This is a genomic window from Pirellulaceae bacterium (assembly GCA_019636385.1).
In the GTDB taxonomy this organism is placed as follows: domain Bacteria; phylum Planctomycetota; class Planctomycetia; order Pirellulales; family Pirellulaceae; genus Aureliella.
Genome location: JAHBXT010000002.1, coordinates 169,658 through 187,472, shown reverse-complemented (window position 1 = coordinate 187,472; position 17,815 = coordinate 169,658). Strand labels below are relative to the sequence as shown.

Here is a 17,815-nt window from a genome sequence, read left to right as displayed (position 1 = left end):
CTTAAATGGGCGAGTCGGGCTCGCTCTCCTCTGGTGCCAACTCGAGCCCATCGCCTCGGCGTGCTTCGTAGCGGCTAACAATTTGCTGAACTAGGCGATGTCGAACGATATCACTGGCGTTGAGTGAAACGAAACTAATATTCTGCAATCCGCGAAGGCGCTGCCAGACGTCGCGCAGGCCACTGGTGACACCGTTGGGCAGGTCCACTTGCGTGACGTCCCCCGAAACCACCATCTTGGACCCCTCACCCATGCGGGTCAAAAACATTTTCATCTGTGCCGAAGTGGTGTTCTGAGCTTCATCCAAAATGATAAAGGCGTTGTTCAGGGTACGGCCGCGCATATAGGCCAACGGAATGACCTCGATCACGTCGTGCTCCATCAGATACTTCACTTGATCATAGTCTAGCATCTCGTTTAACCCGTCCAGCAGCGGTCGCAGGTAGGGATTGAGTTTGGCCTGTAAGTCACCAGGCAAAAACCCTAAGCTTTCGCCGGCCTCGACGGCTGGTCGGACTAGCACGATTTTGCTGCATGTGCGGCTCTTGAGGGCTTCCACCGCCAGAGCCACAGCCAAATAGGTTTTGCCACAGCCCGCTGGTCCTCGGCAAAATACCAGATCGCTAGCGCGAATCGCTTGGATGTAATCGGCTTGCCCCTGCGTTCTCGGCTTGATCCGCCGCTGCATCTGAGGCACATTCACTTCCAAACTGCGCGGTACATTGTTGGCAAGTGATCCGACGTCGGAAGCGGGTGCTCGCGCCGCGCCCAACGCACCTTCTACATCTTGGCTGGTAAGCCCGCCAGCCTGCTGCGCCCGCAAGTGCAGGTTCTCCAACAGCGCCGTAGCATGACGAACCGACTCCTCTTCGCCAATGATCTTCAACTTGCCATCGCGATGCGTGATGGCTACTCCAAAGTGATTGCGGATGAGTTTGAGATAACGGTCCTGCGGCCCAAACAAACTTAGTATCGCCGCCGGATCGTTCAAATGAATGTTGGCTTCTGACATGAATTTAAGTTTGCTTTACCTCCTGGCCCATGACGACTATTGACCTGGCCCACGAATCCAACCACTGGCGATGATCGCATAACCGGCCACGGCCGCCGGCAAGAGCGAATCGGTAACATCCCATAATCCGCCCAATCCAGGCAAGAGCCGTCCACTGTCCTTGCACCCCATCTCGCGCTTGAAAATTGACTGCATTAGATCGCCGGCCAAGCCAACCAACGTCAATCCTACCCCCAGCGCTAGCACCCCTTGCCAACTGACTGCGACTTGCTGACTGCCAAAAGCCCAAGGTGCGCATAGTCCAAAATATATCCAAGCTGCCAAACAGGCAGCCAGCATTCCGCCCACTAGCCCCTCGACGGTCTTGTTTGGACTAACGCGCGGACACAACTTGGTTCGCCCGAGGCTACGGCCAACAAAGTAGGCCCCAGTATCCGACAACTTGGTAACCACGATCAGCCCAACTACCAAGTACAGTCCCCATGACGGCTCGCCGACCAAGCGTAACGCCAATAGGAATGCAAAACAGATGCCAAAGTAACACGAAATCCATCCCGCCAGCACAGCTCTTTGAAAGACGCCACTACCTGGCTCATAACTCGGAATGTACCAAGCGCAACAGCCCACCAGCGCCAAGCCAGCCGCTGCCAGCGACATGCCCAACGGCCCCAGCAAGCAGTCGCCGGGGTAGGGCATACCAAGCAATGGCATAACGATGGGAGCGCAGGCTGACGACATCACGCAAGCGCAGCCCAATAGTGCCGGCTTGGCCACCGATCCCAGCGAGCTGGCTCCGATCATGGCCACGCATTCATAAGCGCTACCGAAAATCAAATAAATTCCCAAAGGCAACAGCCACACACCGGCCCAGCCTCGACCCGATGCCCAGGCATCCAGTCCAACGAACACCAGCGTGCAAGAAATCAATATCGAGGCGGACAATAATCGACTGCGCAGCAATTAAAGACTCCTTGAAGGATTCAACCCGCCAAAGCGACGATCACGAGCCGCATAGTCTCGAATCGCAGCAGCTAAATGCTCACGTCCAAAGTCGGGCCACAAAGTTGGCGTTACCCAAATCTCGGAATAGCTAATTTGCCACAACAAAAAATTGCTGATCCGCATTTCACCGCTGGTACGAATCAGTAGATCGGGATCGGGTAGCCCGGCCGTATCCAGGCTCTGATCGATCAACTCTAGCGTGACCTGCGGGGCACTCAATTGACCTTCCACCGCCCGCTGAACGATGTTGCGCACCGCATTGACTATTTCGCTGCGACTGCCATAGTTGATCGCCAAGCACAACGTCATACCGCTGTTTTTCGCACAAGCCTGTAGCGACAAATCCATCTCGCGTTGAACTTCCACCGGCAAGCCTTCTCGTTGACCAATGAACCTCAATTGCAGGTTATTTTTGACAAGTGTATCTCGCTCGGCAATCAAGTATTGGCTCAACAAGCTCATCAAAAACGACAGCTCGTTGGCAGGCCGCTTCCAGTTCTCACTGCTAAAGCAAAACAGCGTCAGCACTTGAATTCCGAATTCGCGGCAAGCTTCCATTACATTGCCTACCGCCTCAACGCCACGCAGATGCCCTTGCGTTCTGGGCAAATTCTGCTGTTGAGCCCAGCGGCCATTGCCATCCATAATGATCGCAATATGCCGTGGACGCTGGTGGACAGGTACGTCCAATAAATCTACGGCTTGAGCTGACTGCGTCACGGGGCTCTCTCAGCTTGGTAGGGACCACACTTGAATCATAGGCGAACCGCCGCACATTTAGTAGTTCAGCAGCTGGTCTTGATCCACGAAGATCGTCTGCTGTCGATCAGGCCCCACGGAAACCACCCCCACCGGCACGCCAATAATCTGCCCGATGCTTTGAATGTACGCCAGTGCCCCGTCCGGCAAATCACTCATGCTGCGTGCGCCGGTGAGGTCGCGATTCCAACCAGGCAATGTTTCCCAAATTGGCTGCACACGGCGCAGCACATCGGCATCGCTTGGGAATTGCTCAATGCGCCGACCGTCGACTTCATAAGCCACACAAATCCGCAGTTCGTCGAAGTGCCCCAACACATCCATCATCATCAGCGCCAGCGTATCTACGCCACTTAAACGCGCCGTATAACGCACGGCCACCGCATCGAACCAGCCACAGCGCCGTGGTCGCCCAGTGGTCGTGCCGTATTCATTACCCAGCTTCCGAATCTTCTCACCTGTTTCACACACCAACTCGGTTGGGAACGGTCCACCTCCGACACGAGTCGAATAGGCTTTGACCACTCCAATCACTCTGCGAATCCAGCGCGGCGGCACACCCGAACCTCCGCTGATTCCCACTCCGCTGGAATTGCTGCTGGTGACGAATGGATAGGTTCCGTGGTCAATGTCCAGCAGCGATCCTTGGGCGCCTTCCATCAGCAAACGCTGTCCGCCGTCCAAGGCATCCAGGAGCTGACCGGTAGTATCGCCAATCAGCGGTCCAAGAGCGCTGGCCCAGTGCTGGGCCTGCTCGGTTACCTGCTGGGCCGTCAATTTTTCAGCCAGTTCATCGGCGCCCATGCCTCGCAGCCATCGCTGCTTGGCATCGATAATGCTGTGGATTTTCTCTGGCAATCCCGGTTGAAGCAAGTCGATCGCGCGGACGGCAAAATTGCGTCCCACCTTGTCGCGATAACAGGGCCCAATGCCTCGCAACGTCGTGCCAATGCTTTCGCCCTGTACAACTTGGCCGTTCATCACTTGATCTTCAGCCAAATGCCAAGGCATCACCAGGTGCGACCGCTCGCTGATCAACAAATTGCTGGAAGGCTTCAAACCACGGGCTTCCAGCTCACGCAACTCGCGCAGGAGCGTATTGGGCTCAATTACAACTCCGGGCGTAATGAAGTTCCGCACTTGGGGATGCAGGATGCCGCTGGGCACATGATGCAGCTTGTATACTTGCTGGCCGCTGACGACGGTATGCCCGGCATTTGCACCACCCTGATAGCGAACTACGCAGTCGTGGCGCGGCGCTAACAGATCGACAAGTTTTCCTTTGGCTTCATCGCCCCACTGTAGCCCAATTACGGCGGCTGCTGGCACTATTTGCTCCTAAAACGCCTCGACGGCACAACTGAGGTCGAACGCGACGGGAATTTCTCCAACGCCTTTCGACCTGGCTGATTTCACAAAGCTCAGCAGTATCCGCCCGACCTGCCGACCCGTCAAGTAAAGCCAGTCGTAGCCTGTGACAGCAAACAACGCCTAGCTGACCACCATAACCGCTACCATAGACCCGTCACACAAGTCCGAAAGTCACAAACTTGCCCGTTAAGCAGGGCAATTCCAATTCTAGCGTAACTTTCGCGAACCATTATTCGTATAATCACTGGCATAGCGTCGGCCTCCGCTTTATTCCAGCGGAATACAAATGGTAAACTACGGTTTACACTGCAAGCGATTGTCCCGCAAATGTTATTTCCCCATTAAATTAGGTATTTGGTATGGCACTGTTCATACTGCGGGTTGTCTTCATTTCCGTGACGGCTGGGATTGCGACGCTGGCGCTGCGCATGAACTTGGACGGCCCGACGTTTCTCCCCTATCTGATCATCTTCGGAACGGTGCTGTTGGCTCTGGGCGTTATAGCAGCCGATGTTTTCACGCCGAGAAAGAGAATTGAAGTACTTTCAGCGGTCTATTTTGGGCTATTAGTAGGGGTTTTGTTGACTTACGTCGCCATCTTGGCTCTCACGCCGCTTTTCCCGGTGAATCAGGCATCTGGACCAATGTGGCTGATCACGGGCGCCATCGTGTGCTATACCTGTATCAGCCTGTTGCTGCAGACTAAAGACGATTTTCGTTTCCTGATCCCGTATGTCGAGTTCTCTCGTGAGCTGAAAGGGGCTCGCCCCCTAGTGCTGGATACCAGCGCGATTATCGACGGTCGACTGGCAGAGTTGACCGACACCAAGATCATCGAAAATCAATTGGTTTTGCCTGGTTTTGTGCTAGCCGAACTGCAGGCCATCGCCGACAGCAATGACCGAATGCGTCGAGCGCGCGGACGACGAGGACTGGATATCGTAAATCGCCTGCGGAACGAATCGGACCTTGACGTCCAAATATACGACCGCGAGCTGCCAGAATTTGCCGGCCAACCTGTCGATATGAAGCTGGTTTTCTTAGCCAAGCACCTGGAAGGCAAATTGGTAACCGGCGATTTTAACCTCAATAAGGTTGCCAAGGTCCACAATGTTCAGGTAATCAATTTGAATGAAGTTGCGGCTGCCCTACGACCACAGTTTTTACCTGGCGAAGCCTTTCAGGTACGCGTCGTAAAGCCCGGCGAGGGTCCCGAGCAGGGCATTGGCTACTTGGATGATGGAACGATGGTAGTGATCGAAGGTGCTCGCCATCGAATCAATGCAACACTCAACGTAGTGGTCACTAGTACTTTGCAAACTCCGGCTGGCCGAATGCTATTCGCCAAAGTAGATGAGTCTTCCGTGCGCGTGTGATAAGCTGTTTGTCGCTCGCCAAGTTGACGTACCTTTATTCGCCAGTCTTCGCATTTCCACTTGCCTTGAAGGGTCTGCCGTTGTTTTCTCAAACTGTCGAATACGCACTTCGTGCCATGGTTCAATTGGCACATACGGGACAAGAGGGGTGCTCCACCAATACCTTGGCCGAACGCACTCTAGTTCCGCGGGCTTATTTGTCGAAAGTTTTACAGAGCCTGCGAGCCTCTGGACTGCTCAATTCACAACGGGGAATAGGCGGTGGCGTTTACTTGGCCCGTCCGGCAGAGGCCATTTCAATATTGGAAGTAGTCAACGCCATCGAACCCATTAGGCGCATCCACAGCTGCCCAATGGGTGCTCTCTCGCATGCTGACCACCTGTGCGCTCTGCATACCAAAGTCGATAGTGCTTTGGCAAAAATGGAAGAAATGTTCGGCGGAACTACCCTGGCGGACATGATTTCAGGCAAGCACTGTGGGGCGATTCCACTATGCGAAGTCGCCCAGTGTCGCAAGAATTAAGCTAGGCGCAAGACGCAATAAAACAAAGCTACGCACAATGGCATTGAGCTACGCACACTGTCGCTGGCGCTGGTCGCTCAAGCGCCCATGACCGCTTGACCGCACACGCGGAGCACGTTGCCGTACAGTCCGTAATCCACACCCTGAGCTAACATGGCGATGGTTTCAGCGACGTCTACCGGCAAACCGGCCTGCGCTAATGAATTCATGCGCCGGCCAGCTTCGCGTAGAGCCAAAGGGATGGTGGCGATCATCTCCGTGTCAATAAAGCCAGGCGCGACCGCATTCAGGGCAATGCCTTGCTGGAAGTAGCTTTCGGCATAGGCATCCACCATGCCGATCACTCCCGCTTTGCTGGCGCTATAATTGGTTTGACCGGCGATGCCGCCAATCCCAGAAATCGAAGATACCAGCACGATACCCGAACCGCGCTGCAAGACTCCGGTCTCGATCAAGTTTTGGTTGATCCGCTCCTGACATGCCAAATTGGTATTCAATACTTGATGCCACGCTTGAGTTTGCATATTGGCCAACTTCTTGTCGCGCGTGATACCCGCATTGTGAATGATCGCGTGCAGAGGCCGTTCCGCAAAATGCCGGCCGATCTGCTGGGCAGCATGGCCATCAGTCACATCCAAGGTCAACCAATCACCCTTCAATTCTGCAGCCAACTTGGTCAACTCGACTTCGGCTCGCGGAATATCCAGCACACTAACATGCGCACCGCGACGCTGCATCAACTGGGCGATTGACCTGCCAATTCCGCGCGCAGCCCCCGTAATCAACACGTTGCGACCGATCAGCGGTCGTGCAAAATCCAACGTCGCTTCCGACTCGGCTCGCCGCACCCTTAACGGTTGTCCAGACACATACGCACTGCGATCCGATGCTAAGAACGATAAGGGCCACAGCAACTCGCGCTCGGCACCTGGTTGAACCCATAACAGATTGACCGTCCCACCTAACCGCATTTCTTTGGCAAGAGCCTTTACAAATCCCAACAAGGCTCTCTGCGCAATCTGCTGCGACGGGCAGCAATGCTCAGGAATCAGCCCCACAACTACTACGCGAGTGCATTTTCCAAACGAGCGCAGAATGGGATTGAAGAACTGGTGTAATTGAACCAACGCATCGACCTGGGTTATTCCCGACGCATCGTACACCACGGCGCGCAATTTTTGTGACGCATCAAAGTCGTGCGACGCGTAAACAGGTACCGGATTGCCGTCTGCCCATGCCCGTATCGCGCGCGCAAAAACGGCACCTTCACTGGCATCGATAATCGTCGACCCGCTCAGTGGCCCGGCACCTTCGCGGTAACGATCTAGTTGGACGGGCTGCGGTAAGCCCAAACGCTTGGTAATCGTGCGGCCCCAAGCAGAATTGACGAAGTTCAGGTATTTATCGGACATGTCTTAAACCTGCAGAAAACAGTTGTCGATCAGTCGCGTTGTGCCGATATGGACTGCGATCAGTGCCACAACAGCCTGATCGACTTGCTTCAGGTCGGCAAGTGAATTCGCGTCTACAATGCGCGCGTAGTCAATGCGATCAGCTCCATTGTCCATCAACGTGTCGCGCATTAGCGTTTCCAGGGTTTGAACTTGCCGCTGACCATTTTCCAAAGCCTGCTTAACCGCCTGCAGCGCCAGCCACAAGCATCTAGCTCGTGGTCGCTGGTCAGATGTTAAGTATCGATTGCGGCTGCTCAGCGCCAAGCCGTCTGGTTCACGAACCGTCGGACAACCTTCTACGCGTATGGGGACATTCAGGTCGTCTACCATTCGGCGAATGACCGTTAGTTGTTGATAATCTTTCTGACCAAAATAGGCTACGCTCGCCGGTAGAATTTGAAACAGCTTGAGCACTATGGTCGCCACGCCTCGAAAGTGTCCAGGACGAAATTCGCCTTCCAGACGCCGCGCTGCAGCCGGCGGCTCGACAAAGGTTGAAAAGCCATCGGGATAAAGCTGTTCGAGACTCGGAGCAAATACCAAATCCACCTCAAGCTCGCGGAGGGCCTGATAGTCGTCCTCTGGAGTGCGCGGATACTTGTGGAAGTCCTCGCGGGGACCAAACTGAGTGGGATTCACGAAGATCGTCACCACTGTTCGATCGCACTCTGCCCTGGATCTGCGCACAAGCGACAAGTGGCCTTCGTGCAGGGCACCCATGGTGGGGACCAGTCCACTGCGTAGGCCTGCGTCACGCCATTGAACCAATTGAGCGAATGCCTGCTCCGGGCGGTGTACAATGTTCAATCCGCACCTCGTTGAAAGGTTAATCCATTACGATTCGAGAATGCTGCAATCGGCAAGCTTCCCAGGTATTGCGCAGCAGCATGGCGATCGTCAGCGGTCCAACACCGCCTGGCACAGGCGTAATCGCGCTGACCACTTGGCTAACTGGCAGATAATCGACATCACCGACCAATTGCTGGCCGACTCGATTGATGCCCACATCGACAACTACCGCGCCGGGACGCACCATGTCAGCGGTGATCAATTGAGGCCTGCCGACCGCCGCAATCACGACATCGGCACTCCGCGTCAATTCCGACAAGTCACGGCTGCGCGAATGGCACAGCGTTACCGTAGCATTAGCAAATGCATCTCCAAATCCGATATCCTTTTGCACCAACATCATCGCCATGGGTTTACCGACAATGTCACTCCGACCTACCACAACAACATGCCGGCCCGCCAGCTGCAAGTTGTATCGTGCCAGGAGTTGCAACACTCCATGGGGCGTACATGGAAGATATCGCGGACGACCTTGAACTAATAGTCCGACATTTTCTGGGGCGAAAGCGTCCACATCTTTGAGAGGACAAACTGCATCCAGAACTCGCTGCGAGTCCAGGCCTGTTGGTAGTGGCAGTTGAACGAGAATACCATGTACCTGTCGATCGTCATTGAGCTGCCCCAGCAAATCCAGAAGCTGGCCAGTTGACGTCGTCGCCGGTAACCGCATGACGCGGCTATGCATCCCAACTTGTTGACAAGCGCGCTCCTTATTGCGGACATAGACTTGACTGGCAGGATCATCACCGACCAGCACAGCTGCCAGCTGAGGAACAGGAGCACCTGACTTAATCCAAGCCGCAACTTCACCAGCGATTTCCTGACGAATCGCAGCAGAGGTTGCTTTACCATCCAAAATCCTGGCAGTCACATTCGCTCCTGGCTGCTATTGAAAAAAACCATTCCTCTAGCGCTCGATCCCATACTGTTCCAGTTTCCGATATAGCGTGGCTCGGCTGACGCCCAGCAATTTGGTAGCTTCATTAATGTTATTGCCCGTTCTGGACAGCGACTCTCGAATCAACCGCTCTTCCCAATGATCGATTCTGAGTGTATCCAACCGCTCGACACTAACGTCTTGTAGCGACAAATCGCCGGGCTGAATAATATTGCCTGCGGCCAGCACGACAGCGCTGTCAATCACATTGCGCAGCTGCCGAACATTCCCGGGCCATGCATATTTAAGCAGTTTTTGTCGAGCTTCTGCGGAGAGCTGCAGTTGCTGTCGTCCATGCTGCATTCGAAAGTGATCAAAAAAATGCGTGGTTAGAATCTCGATATCTCGCCCGCGATCTCGCAGGGGCGGCACCACCAATTCGAAGACACTCAGGCGATAGTACAAATCTTCACGAAACCGCTTATCGCGCACGTATTCGCGTAAGTCTCGATTGGTAGCAGCGATGACTCTCACGTCCACTTGCACTTGCTTAGTATCGCCGACGGGCATGAAGGGATGCCCTTCCAGAATTCGCAGCAGCTTCGCTTGGCCCTCCAGCGTCAACTCGCCCACTTCATCCAAAAATAGCGTCCCAGTATGTGCCTGCTGGAAGAATCCGGCATGATCTCGATCGGCTCCAGTGAAGGCCCCTTTCTTATGTCCAAACAATTGACTTTCCATCAGCTCGTGGGGAATTGCCGCACAATTGACACACAGCAAAGGTCGGTCTTTACGAGGACTGAGACGATGAATAGCCCTGGAGACCAGTTCTTTTCCAACGCCACTTTCGCCGCGCACCAACGCGCAGCCACTGGCGCGAGCCACTCGTGAAATGCGGTCCTTCAAGCGCTTCATTTCCGGCGAATCCCCCATCAACTCGTGAAAGTCTGCCGTCCGCTGAACCAGCCGTTGATGCTCGGCCGATAGACTTGCCCGCGCCCGAGAGCTCTCCAAAGCTACAGCCAACATATTGCCCACCGAGACTGCAAAGTCGAAGTGTTCCGCTTCAAACGTACCTTGCTCGCGATACAAATGCACCGCGCCCATAACCGACGGTCCACTTAGCAGCGGTACGCAGATTGCGTCAGCAAAACTGGCCTGACGGCCGTTAGCCGGTAGACTGTCCTTGACCCAGATGCCACACCCGTCGTTGCACACACGATCGGTCAGCTTCTTGTGCAATCTCAGGCGATCCCCCATCTCGGCCGGCAGAATTAGCTGCGGCTTGAGTTCTCCGTGATCATCTACCCACAAGAACCCGACGACCGTTGCCTGTGTACGCAGCCGCAATATGTCTAGACCGGTATGGGCAACTTCGTCGGGCGATGTACAGCGCATCAAGCATAGACTTAGCTGGTACAGGTCAATCATGTCCTGTGAACGCTGCTTACTGTGGACCAAGCTGAGCGAATGGATGCCGCTGCCTTCAACCGATACTGGCGCTTCGCGGTACAGCGTTTGCCCGTTAGCTTCGGTATCAGATTCGTCATCAATCAGCTCGAACAACAGCTCGGTCGAGCCCACGGAAATTCGGTCTCCGTGAGACAACACGACCTCCTTGATTCGGTGATCGTTGACCAATGTACCATTGCGACTTTCGGCATCGGTCGTAAGCCATTTTCCGTCCTCGAAGCTGATTATGGCGTGCGTTCGCGAGCTGAGCGGGTCGGACAGTAGAATCTGGCAACCACTCCCGCGACCGATACGAATTGGCTGCGCAACATCCAAATCGTACCTCTTTTCGGAAGCCGAACCGCGAATGACCGTTGCCACAGCTTTCATTGTCGTTGAATTGCCCAGGTCGTCGCCAATGTTTATACTTATCTTCTACGCCAGTGCGTATAGAGTACCAATAAACCTGCAGGCCCGGTAGGCATCGCTGGCCGACCCTAAAGAGAGTTTTATGTGAGCGACCAACCCCCACCCAAACCGGTTGAATCGCTGGACCCTGACGCTCAACAAATGCTGCGCGTGCGAGACGACGATGCCGAAGCCTATCGCAATCTAGTCATGGAATACCAACCCAGGTTATTGCGACTGCTGCGGCACGCCGTTGGTTCGCCAGCTTTGGCTGAGGATTTGACTCAGGATGTCTTCCTGCGGGTGTGGCGCGCGCGGAAGTCCTACCAACCGTCCGCAAAATTCAGAACCTGGATATTCCACATCGCCAGCAACGTAGCCAAGAATTCCCTCCGCGACAACAGTCGCATTCGCGAATTTCAATTAGGCGGCAAACCGACCGGCTCGGGCTGGTTCCCATCGCTGGACCACGTAGTGACGACCTCCACCAGCACCATGCCCGCTCGAAAACTGGACAAGGTCGAACGCGCTGAAATGGTGCATAACGCCGTCCAGGCGCTCAACCAGCGTCAACGGACAGCGCTGATTCTGGCTAAGTTTGAGAACATGAGCTACCAGGAAATTGCCGATACGATGGGATTGAGCGTCAAAGCCGTGAAAAGTTTGCTGTGCCGCGCTCGTATCAATCTAAAAACGTTGTTACAACCGTACCTCGACGAAGGTCAACTGCCCGACAGTCGGAAACTCCCATGACCGCTGACCAACTTGCTCCCGAATTCGATGACGAAACCCTGGTGGCTTACCTGGATGGTGAGTTGCCTGATGAGGAAGTTGCGCGATTTGAGCAACGCCTGGCCAACGACCACGCCTTGCAACGACAGCTCAAAACGATGCAGCAAAGCTGGGATCTGCTGGATGAACTACCCAGAGTCGAACCTAAATTGAAGCTGGCTGAATCGACTATTGAATTGGTCACGCTCAGCATCCTGCAACAGCGCCACACTTCGCGCTGGTCGCAACTGGCCAGGTATCGCTGGCCGCTGCTGGCTGTGGCCATGCTGCTGATGTTCTGCGTCGGCAGCCTGTGGGCGCGGGCGCGCTCGCTAACGCAAGCCGATCAGTTGCTGCGAGATTTGCCGTTGCTAGTACGCTATGACCAGTTCCGCAGTATAGACAGCTCCCAGTGGTTGCAACGTTTAGCCCAAATACAACATCTGGTCGCCGCCGGTCTACCTTTGAGCTCACATCTGGAGTTCCCTCCAGTGCCCAACCAGCCTCAGGCGATTGCCCAGTGGGTTGCATCGCTGCCCCCCAACCACAAATTACAATTGCAAGAAAACTACCGTGCATTCCGCGCCGAGCCTGAAAAGCGCCAAGTGGATATCCGCCGCATGAATGACATGCTGACCTCCAGCTCAGATATTGACTACGATCAGATTTTGACCGCTTACGCAGGTTTGGTCAGCCAAATTAGCAGCACGGAGCTAGCGCAGATCGAAGCCAATTCGTCACTGGATCATCGAGCCGCAGAGATCCAGCAAGTCGTTTATCGCGAACTGGCCATCGCCTACGCTGCGCAATTGACAGCCGCCGAAGTCGAAGGCATACGCCGTTGGGCCATAGCCATGAAAGAGAAGAATTTTGAGTATTTCTTTGGCCTGGAGGACCCCGAAATCGAATTAGTTCGCTTGCTGGATGAAGACGCAAACAGCTCGATCATTCAGCCGCAGGATCGTCAGCAGCTGGTCGACTTGTTGGAACAATCCAGCCGAGAGCTGCTGCAACACTTAGATGAAGAACTGCGGCCCAGCGTACTGCACTTGTGGGTTTACACTGCGCTGCCCTCGACGCGTCCCAGGCCACAGGTATCTGCTGAACAGTTGCAACAACAGTTCGATCGCCTGCCTCAACAACGCCAGAACGAACTGATCTACTTGCCCAGCAGCGATGTCGTCCGAATACTGACAGATGAATTGGATCTAAGCTCTTCATTGAATCAATCGACGCTACCTTGAACCAACAGGTGTGTTACGCGGGCGGACATATGCAGCCAAGACCTGTTATCCTGGTTGTTTGCCAGTAACTCAGGAAGCAATCGATCGTAGACTGGTCCAGGTTGCCTTACAACAGCGCAAAATGCAGCACGGCAAAATGCTCTAGTGGATCGGTCCAGGACTTCCTGAGCGTCAACCCCGCCTGAGCTGCCAAGGCTGCAAACTGGTCGATCGTATATTTGTGAGAATACTCGGTGTGAATCCGCTCACCAGTATCAAAATGAAATTCACGATCCCGTACTCGAACCGTTTGGTCTCGCGTACTCTCCAAGAAGATTTCGACGCGCCCTAGTTCGGGGTTGTAGAAGGCCACATGCTGAAAGTACTCACAGTCGAACTCGCCATCCAGCTCGCGATTGATGCGCCGCAGCAAATTCAAATTGAACGCCGCTGTCACTTGCTGTCGATCGTTATAAGCGGCCTCGATGATCTGGGGAGATTTTTGCAAGTCGATACCAATCAACAATCCTCCACCTCGACCACACAACTGAGCGATGTTGTGCAATAACTGGCGAGCTTCACTTGGCAAGAGATTGCCGATAGTCGATCCCGGAAAGAACACGGCTGCGTGTGTTGCCAGGCGACGGCTCTCAGGCAATTGAATCTGATCCATAAAATCGGCGCAGACCGGCAATATCTCAACATCGGGATAATCGCCTGCCAACACGGTCGCCGTTTCCTGCAAGTGTTGTCCACTGATGTCGACGGGAACATACGCCACCGGCTCTTGCAGCTGATCCAACAGCAGCCGCGTCTTGAGACTACTGCCGCTGCCATATTCCACCAGCATCACGCCCGGACCAATCTGCTGTCCCATTTCATTGGCAAAGCGCCGCATAATGGCCAGCTCAGTGCGCGTCAAATAGTACTCGTCTAATGCGCAGATGTCCTCGAAAAGTTGGGATCCGCGAGCATCGTAAAAATATTTGCAAGGCACGCGCTTGGGTGCCTCAGATAGCCCTTCCCACACATCCAACAGGAATTGGCTCGGTGGCCGGCTTGCAGTGGGAATCAATTGCAACTGCATTATTGGAGTCCTTCGGACAATACCCAGCGTTCCAACAGCTCAAAGATACCCTGGGCAGCCAAAGCCATCACGGCCGCTGGCACGGCACCATCCAGGATTAAATCAAAACGATTCAAGCGAATGCCGGTCAAAATCGGCTGCCCCAATCCACCCGCCCCGATGAGTGCCCCTAGAGTAGCATAACCGATATTCAGCACCGCCGCTGTCTTGATGCCCGCCAGTATACTCCGCGTGGCCAACGGCAGTTCAATGTAGCTTAGTCGCCAAAACCAAGACAGTCCCAAGGCCTCGGCCGAATCACGGTAGAATTGCGGTACATCCTTCAGCCCAGCATAGGTATTGCGTACCATCGGCAACAAACTGTATAGAAACAGCGCGATAATTGCGGTCGCCGATCCCCGTCCCACGCTGCTGGCCCCCAAAGCATTGGCTGCCGGTATCAGCAGCACCAGCAGCGCCAAGGCGGGTATCGTTTGCACGATACCTGCAACCGCTAGCACAAATTGTCCCAACCAGCGGGTGCGGTAAACCAGGATGCCCAACGGGATCGCAATCAAGATCGCAGGCAACAGCGATCGACGGACCATATCCAAATGTTCCAGCACGTACTGAGTAATCCGCTGCGGTCGCGATTGCACAGATGGCTCGACGAGCGTCTGCAAGCGCTGGCGTAGAAATTCAGCCGCCACCTGCGCTTCAGTCTGCCGATCTAATTCAACACGACTGTTCAGCCCCGCCATCGTCGGCTGGTCGATGTGGTCCGTCAAACGTAACCAGGCCTGTACCAGATCGGGCTGCTGACGTGTCAGTTCCTCCGCGTACAAAATCACAGCCGCGTATTCCGGGAAATAATGTTTGTCGTCTTCCAACAACACCTGTACCGACGGATCGACCCTGGCATCCGTCGTGTAGGCATCCATCACGTCGATGGCTCCTACTGCCAACTGCTTGTACGCTAAGTCATGATCCAGCCCATACGCTTGAAATCCCGTTAATCCATAACGCTCTCTCAAGCCCGGCCAGCCATCGACCCGGTCGATGAATTCGTTGCTGAATCCGAATCTTAAGTCTGGATGCTTCGACAGATCGGAAATGCGCTCAATGCCCAACCGCCGGGCCTGCTCGCGGCGCATGGCCAGCGCGTATGTATTGTTGAACCCCAGCGCGGGGCTGATGGCGATTCCCAGTTTGGCAAGTTCCGCCGCCCGCTGGTGTGAGTCGGCGATTGGCACTTCGGCCAGCAACTCTTGGTCGATGGTGCCTGTGTATTCAACATAGGCCATAATATCGCGCTGCTGCAGTGCCTGAAACACAATGCGACTGCCGCCCAATTGTCGCAAGTGTTGTGTCCGATAGCCCGCGTCTTCGGCTAGTAGCTGCAACACTTCTCCCAAGATAACTGACTCGGTGAACGCCTTCGACCCGACGCGCACCGCTGCCGCCTCAAATCTCCACGGAATGCAAGCCAGTACTAGCAAAATCGCAGCCCAAATTAGGTAGGCTTTCATGGCTGCGCTCCATGCAATTCCAGGGGACGCTGTGCCCTGACGAAATCGCGCACAAACTGACTGGCCGGTTGCGTCCCGATCTCTGCCAGTGTCCCACACTGCACTATGCGTCCCTCACTCATCAAAATGATCTGATCCGACAGCCAAGCCGCTTCAGACAAATCATGTGTGACCAGGATCACTGTTTTCTTGAGCCGACCAATGATCTGCTTCAAATCATCTTGCAAACGCCGACGAATGATCGGATCCAGCGCTCCCAAGGGCTCGTCCATCAATAGCACATCGGGGTCTAGCATCAAAGCGCGCATCAGCCCCACGCGCTGCCGCTGACCGCCGGACAATTCTGACGGATACCGCCCTAATTGATCGCTCGTAAGCTGCGCTATTTCGGAGAGTTCGTTGACTCGCTGCTCCACAGCCGACTTGGACCATCCCACATGCCGAGCCATCAATGTTACGTTCTGCCACGCATTCATGTGCGGAAACAGCCCGCCCTCTTGAATCACATAACCGATGTACTGCCGCAGTTGACTGATCGTCTTTGAGCTAACCACATTGTCGCCCAGGCGGATCTGACCCGCTGTCGGTTCAACCAGCCCACATATCGCCCGCAACAACGTTGACTTGCCGCAGCCGCTCTGACCGACCACTGCGTAACTGCGTCCCGTCTCAAACTGAATCGAAACGTCATCTAGCGCGACCAGTCCGCTGTAGCGAACCGTTAGCCGCTGAACACCGATCGGCGTAACATTACCTGAACGAGACTTTAATTTAAGCATCATCCTCCGCCAGACGAATGCCAGTGAATTGCCACCGAGCTTCCGGAGGAAAGAAGTTACGATAGGTCGCACGCAGGTGTGAAGCTGGACTGGCACACGAGCCACCACGCAGCACATATTGATTGCACATGAACTTGCCATTGTATTCGCCCAGCGCACCGGCGGCTGGCGTGAAACCGGGATAGGCAATGTACGGACTGGCGGTCCACTCCCACACGTCGCCATACATCTGTCGCAGCCACGTTGTTGGCCCATTTGCCGATGACAGATTGCGGGCGGCGACACCTACCGGTCGTGGCTCGAACCAGCCGCATTCCACAAAGTTGCCCGCGATTGCCAATTCCCTAGCCATGACCTCCCACTCGGCCTCTTGCGGCAATCGTTGGCCACGCCACCGTGCATAGGCATCAGCTTCAAACAGACTAACATGACAGACGGGACTATCCCAGTCGATGGGTCGCAGCCCACTAAGCGTAAAGTGCTGCCAAGTGCCGGAAGTCTTGTACCAATACAGCGGGGCCTCCCAGCGCTCGCGCTGGATTGCCTGCCAACCCAACGACAACCATAACTCGGGGCGTCGATATCCCTCGTCTTCGATGAATTCCAGGTATTGCCCGTTGGTTATCAACCGAGCCTGCAAACGATAGGGCCTCAATAACACAGCATGGCGCGGCCGCTCGTTGTCGAACGCAAACTGCCCATCGGCAGCCCCCACCTGAACAACCCCACCGGGCTCGGCAACGCTCTTGCATTGACAGATCAGCTCATCTTCGTCGCTACGTTTGCCAGAACCTGGCCCCTCCTCAATCCTATTCTGCAACTGCGTCACATAACTCGGAAATAGCGGATTGCATGACAGCAGGTGTTTGATATCTGTCAGCATCAACTCCTGATGCTGCTGCTCGTGATGTATCCCCAATTCAACAATATCCCACAACCTCGCCTGGTCTTGAGCGACTGAACTATCCAGCAACTCCAACATCTGGGCATCGATCAATTGCCGATAAGTCATTACCTCGGCCACGGTAGGTCGTGACAACAAACCGCGCAAAGGCCTAGCAAACTGGTTGCCTACCGCGTTGTAGTAGGAATTGAATAGGTATTCGAATTGGTCATTGCCCGGTTGATAATTGGGCATAAACCGCTTGAGCACAAACGTCTCGAAGAACCACGTCGTATGTGCTAAATGCCACCGCGTCGGACTGGCATCCGGCATCGACTGAATAACATAGTCCTCAATGGCTAGAGGCTCGCACAGCTTGGCCGAAAACCGCCGCACCGCCTGATACTGTGTACGCAAGTTCACGCGCTGCTCAGGGAACGCTACACCGGCCCCACGATCGACCAATGGTGACATCAAATA

General features: G+C 54.8%; 16 protein-coding genes. 4 read left to right on the top strand and 12 right to left on the bottom strand.

Annotation, left to right across the window (positions count from 1 at the left end; translation table 11 throughout):
* Window position 1: 1 nt before the first annotated feature.
* The 4 genes from KF752_06515 to KF752_06500 form a co-directional block, all read right to left on the bottom strand.
* Complete coding sequence (locus tag KF752_06515; protein MBX3421193.1) at window positions 2–1,012, bottom strand: PhoH family protein; 1,011 nt, start codon at window positions 1,010–1,012, stop codon at window positions 2–4.
* Between the two features lie 36 nt (window positions 1,013–1,048).
* A complete protein-coding gene (locus tag KF752_06510; GenBank protein ID MBX3421192.1) occupies window positions 1,049–1,972 on the bottom strand; it encodes a phosphatidate cytidylyltransferase in 924 nt (307 codons plus the stop codon).
* Complete coding sequence (gene uppS, locus KF752_06505; protein MBX3421191.1) at window positions 1,973–2,659, bottom strand: di-trans,poly-cis-decaprenylcistransferase; 687 nt, start codon at window positions 2,657–2,659, stop codon at window positions 1,973–1,975.
* A gap of 132 nt (window positions 2,660–2,791) precedes the next feature.
* Window positions 2,792–4,102, bottom strand: coding sequence for an adenylosuccinate synthase (locus KF752_06500; protein MBX3421190.1), 1,311 nt, complete (start codon window positions 4,100–4,102; stop codon window positions 2,792–2,794).
* A 401-nt stretch (window positions 4,103–4,503) separates the two neighbouring features.
* Here KF752_06500 and KF752_06495 point away from each other — a divergent pair, with 401 nt between their 5' ends.
* Both KF752_06495 and KF752_06490 read left to right on the top strand, forming a co-directional pair.
* On the top strand, window positions 4,504–5,520 hold the full coding sequence (locus KF752_06495; protein ID MBX3421189.1) for a PIN/TRAM domain-containing protein: 1,017 nt from the start codon (window positions 4,504–4,506) through the stop codon (window positions 5,518–5,520).
* Between the two features lie 80 nt (window positions 5,521–5,600).
* Complete coding sequence (locus tag KF752_06490) at window positions 5,601–6,044, top strand: Rrf2 family transcriptional regulator (GenBank protein MBX3421188.1); 444 nt, start codon at window positions 5,601–5,603, stop codon at window positions 6,042–6,044.
* Window positions 6,045–6,121: 77 nt separating this feature from the next.
* Here KF752_06490 and KF752_06485 read toward each other — a convergent pair whose 3' ends face one another.
* Genes KF752_06485 through KF752_06470 form a run of 4 tightly spaced genes read right to left on the bottom strand, consistent with a single transcriptional unit; the run spans window position 6,122 to window position 11,066 of the window.
* On the bottom strand, window positions 6,122–7,456 hold the full coding sequence (locus tag KF752_06485) for a 3-oxoacyl-ACP reductase (GenBank protein MBX3421187.1): 1,335 nt from the start codon (window positions 7,454–7,456) through the stop codon (window positions 6,122–6,124).
* A gap of 3 nt (window positions 7,457–7,459) precedes the next feature.
* Window positions 7,460–8,305, bottom strand: a complete 846-nt coding sequence (gene panC, locus KF752_06480; GenBank protein MBX3421186.1) for a pantoate--beta-alanine ligase — start codon at window positions 8,303–8,305, stop codon at window positions 7,460–7,462.
* A gap of 19 nt (window positions 8,306–8,324) precedes the next feature.
* A complete protein-coding gene (gene folD / locus KF752_06475; protein ID MBX3421185.1) occupies window positions 8,325–9,218 on the bottom strand; it encodes a bifunctional methylenetetrahydrofolate dehydrogenase/methenyltetrahydrofolate cyclohydrolase FolD in 894 nt (297 codons plus the stop codon).
* Between the two features lie 36 nt (window positions 9,219–9,254).
* Window positions 9,255–11,066 (bottom strand): sigma 54-interacting transcriptional regulator, encoded by a 1,812-nt coding sequence (locus KF752_06470; GenBank protein ID MBX3421184.1) that lies wholly within the window; start codon window positions 11,064–11,066, stop codon window positions 9,255–9,257.
* A 180-nt stretch (window positions 11,067–11,246) separates the two neighbouring features.
* On the opposite strand from KF752_06470, the gene KF752_06465 reads away from it, so the two are divergent.
* Complete coding sequence (locus KF752_06465) at window positions 11,247–11,837, top strand: sigma-70 family RNA polymerase sigma factor (protein MBX3421183.1); 591 nt, start codon at window positions 11,247–11,249, stop codon at window positions 11,835–11,837.
* Window positions 11,834–13,099 carry a hypothetical protein gene (locus KF752_06460; GenBank protein ID MBX3421182.1) on the top strand — a complete coding sequence of 422 codons (1,266 nt, stop codon included), beginning with the start codon at window positions 11,834–11,836 and terminating at the stop codon, window positions 13,097–13,099. Before KF752_06465 ends, KF752_06460 begins: the two co-directional genes overlap by 4 nt.
* 106 nt (window positions 13,100–13,205) lie before the next feature.
* Here KF752_06460 and egtD read toward each other — a convergent pair whose 3' ends face one another.
* Genes egtD through egtB form a run of 4 tightly spaced genes read right to left on the bottom strand, consistent with a single transcriptional unit; the run spans window position 13,206 to window position 17,809 of the window.
* Window positions 13,206–14,165 carry an L-histidine N(alpha)-methyltransferase gene (gene egtD / locus KF752_06455; GenBank protein MBX3421181.1) on the bottom strand — a complete coding sequence of 320 codons (960 nt, stop codon included), beginning with the start codon at window positions 14,163–14,165 and terminating at the stop codon, window positions 13,206–13,208.
* A complete protein-coding gene (locus KF752_06450) occupies window positions 14,165–15,673 on the bottom strand; it encodes an ABC transporter permease subunit (GenBank protein MBX3421180.1) in 1,509 nt (502 codons plus the stop codon). The genes egtD and KF752_06450 overlap by 1 nt, the downstream gene beginning before the upstream one ends.
* A complete protein-coding gene (locus KF752_06445) occupies window positions 15,670–16,455 on the bottom strand; it encodes an ATP-binding cassette domain-containing protein (protein ID MBX3421179.1) in 786 nt (261 codons plus the stop codon). Before KF752_06445 ends, KF752_06450 begins: the two co-directional genes overlap by 4 nt.
* Entirely contained in the window at window positions 16,445–17,809 is a 1,365-nt protein-coding gene (gene egtB, locus KF752_06440; GenBank protein MBX3421178.1) for an ergothioneine biosynthesis protein EgtB, read from the bottom strand. Before egtB ends, KF752_06445 begins: the two co-directional genes overlap by 11 nt.
* Window positions 17,810–17,815 lie beyond the last annotated feature (6 nt).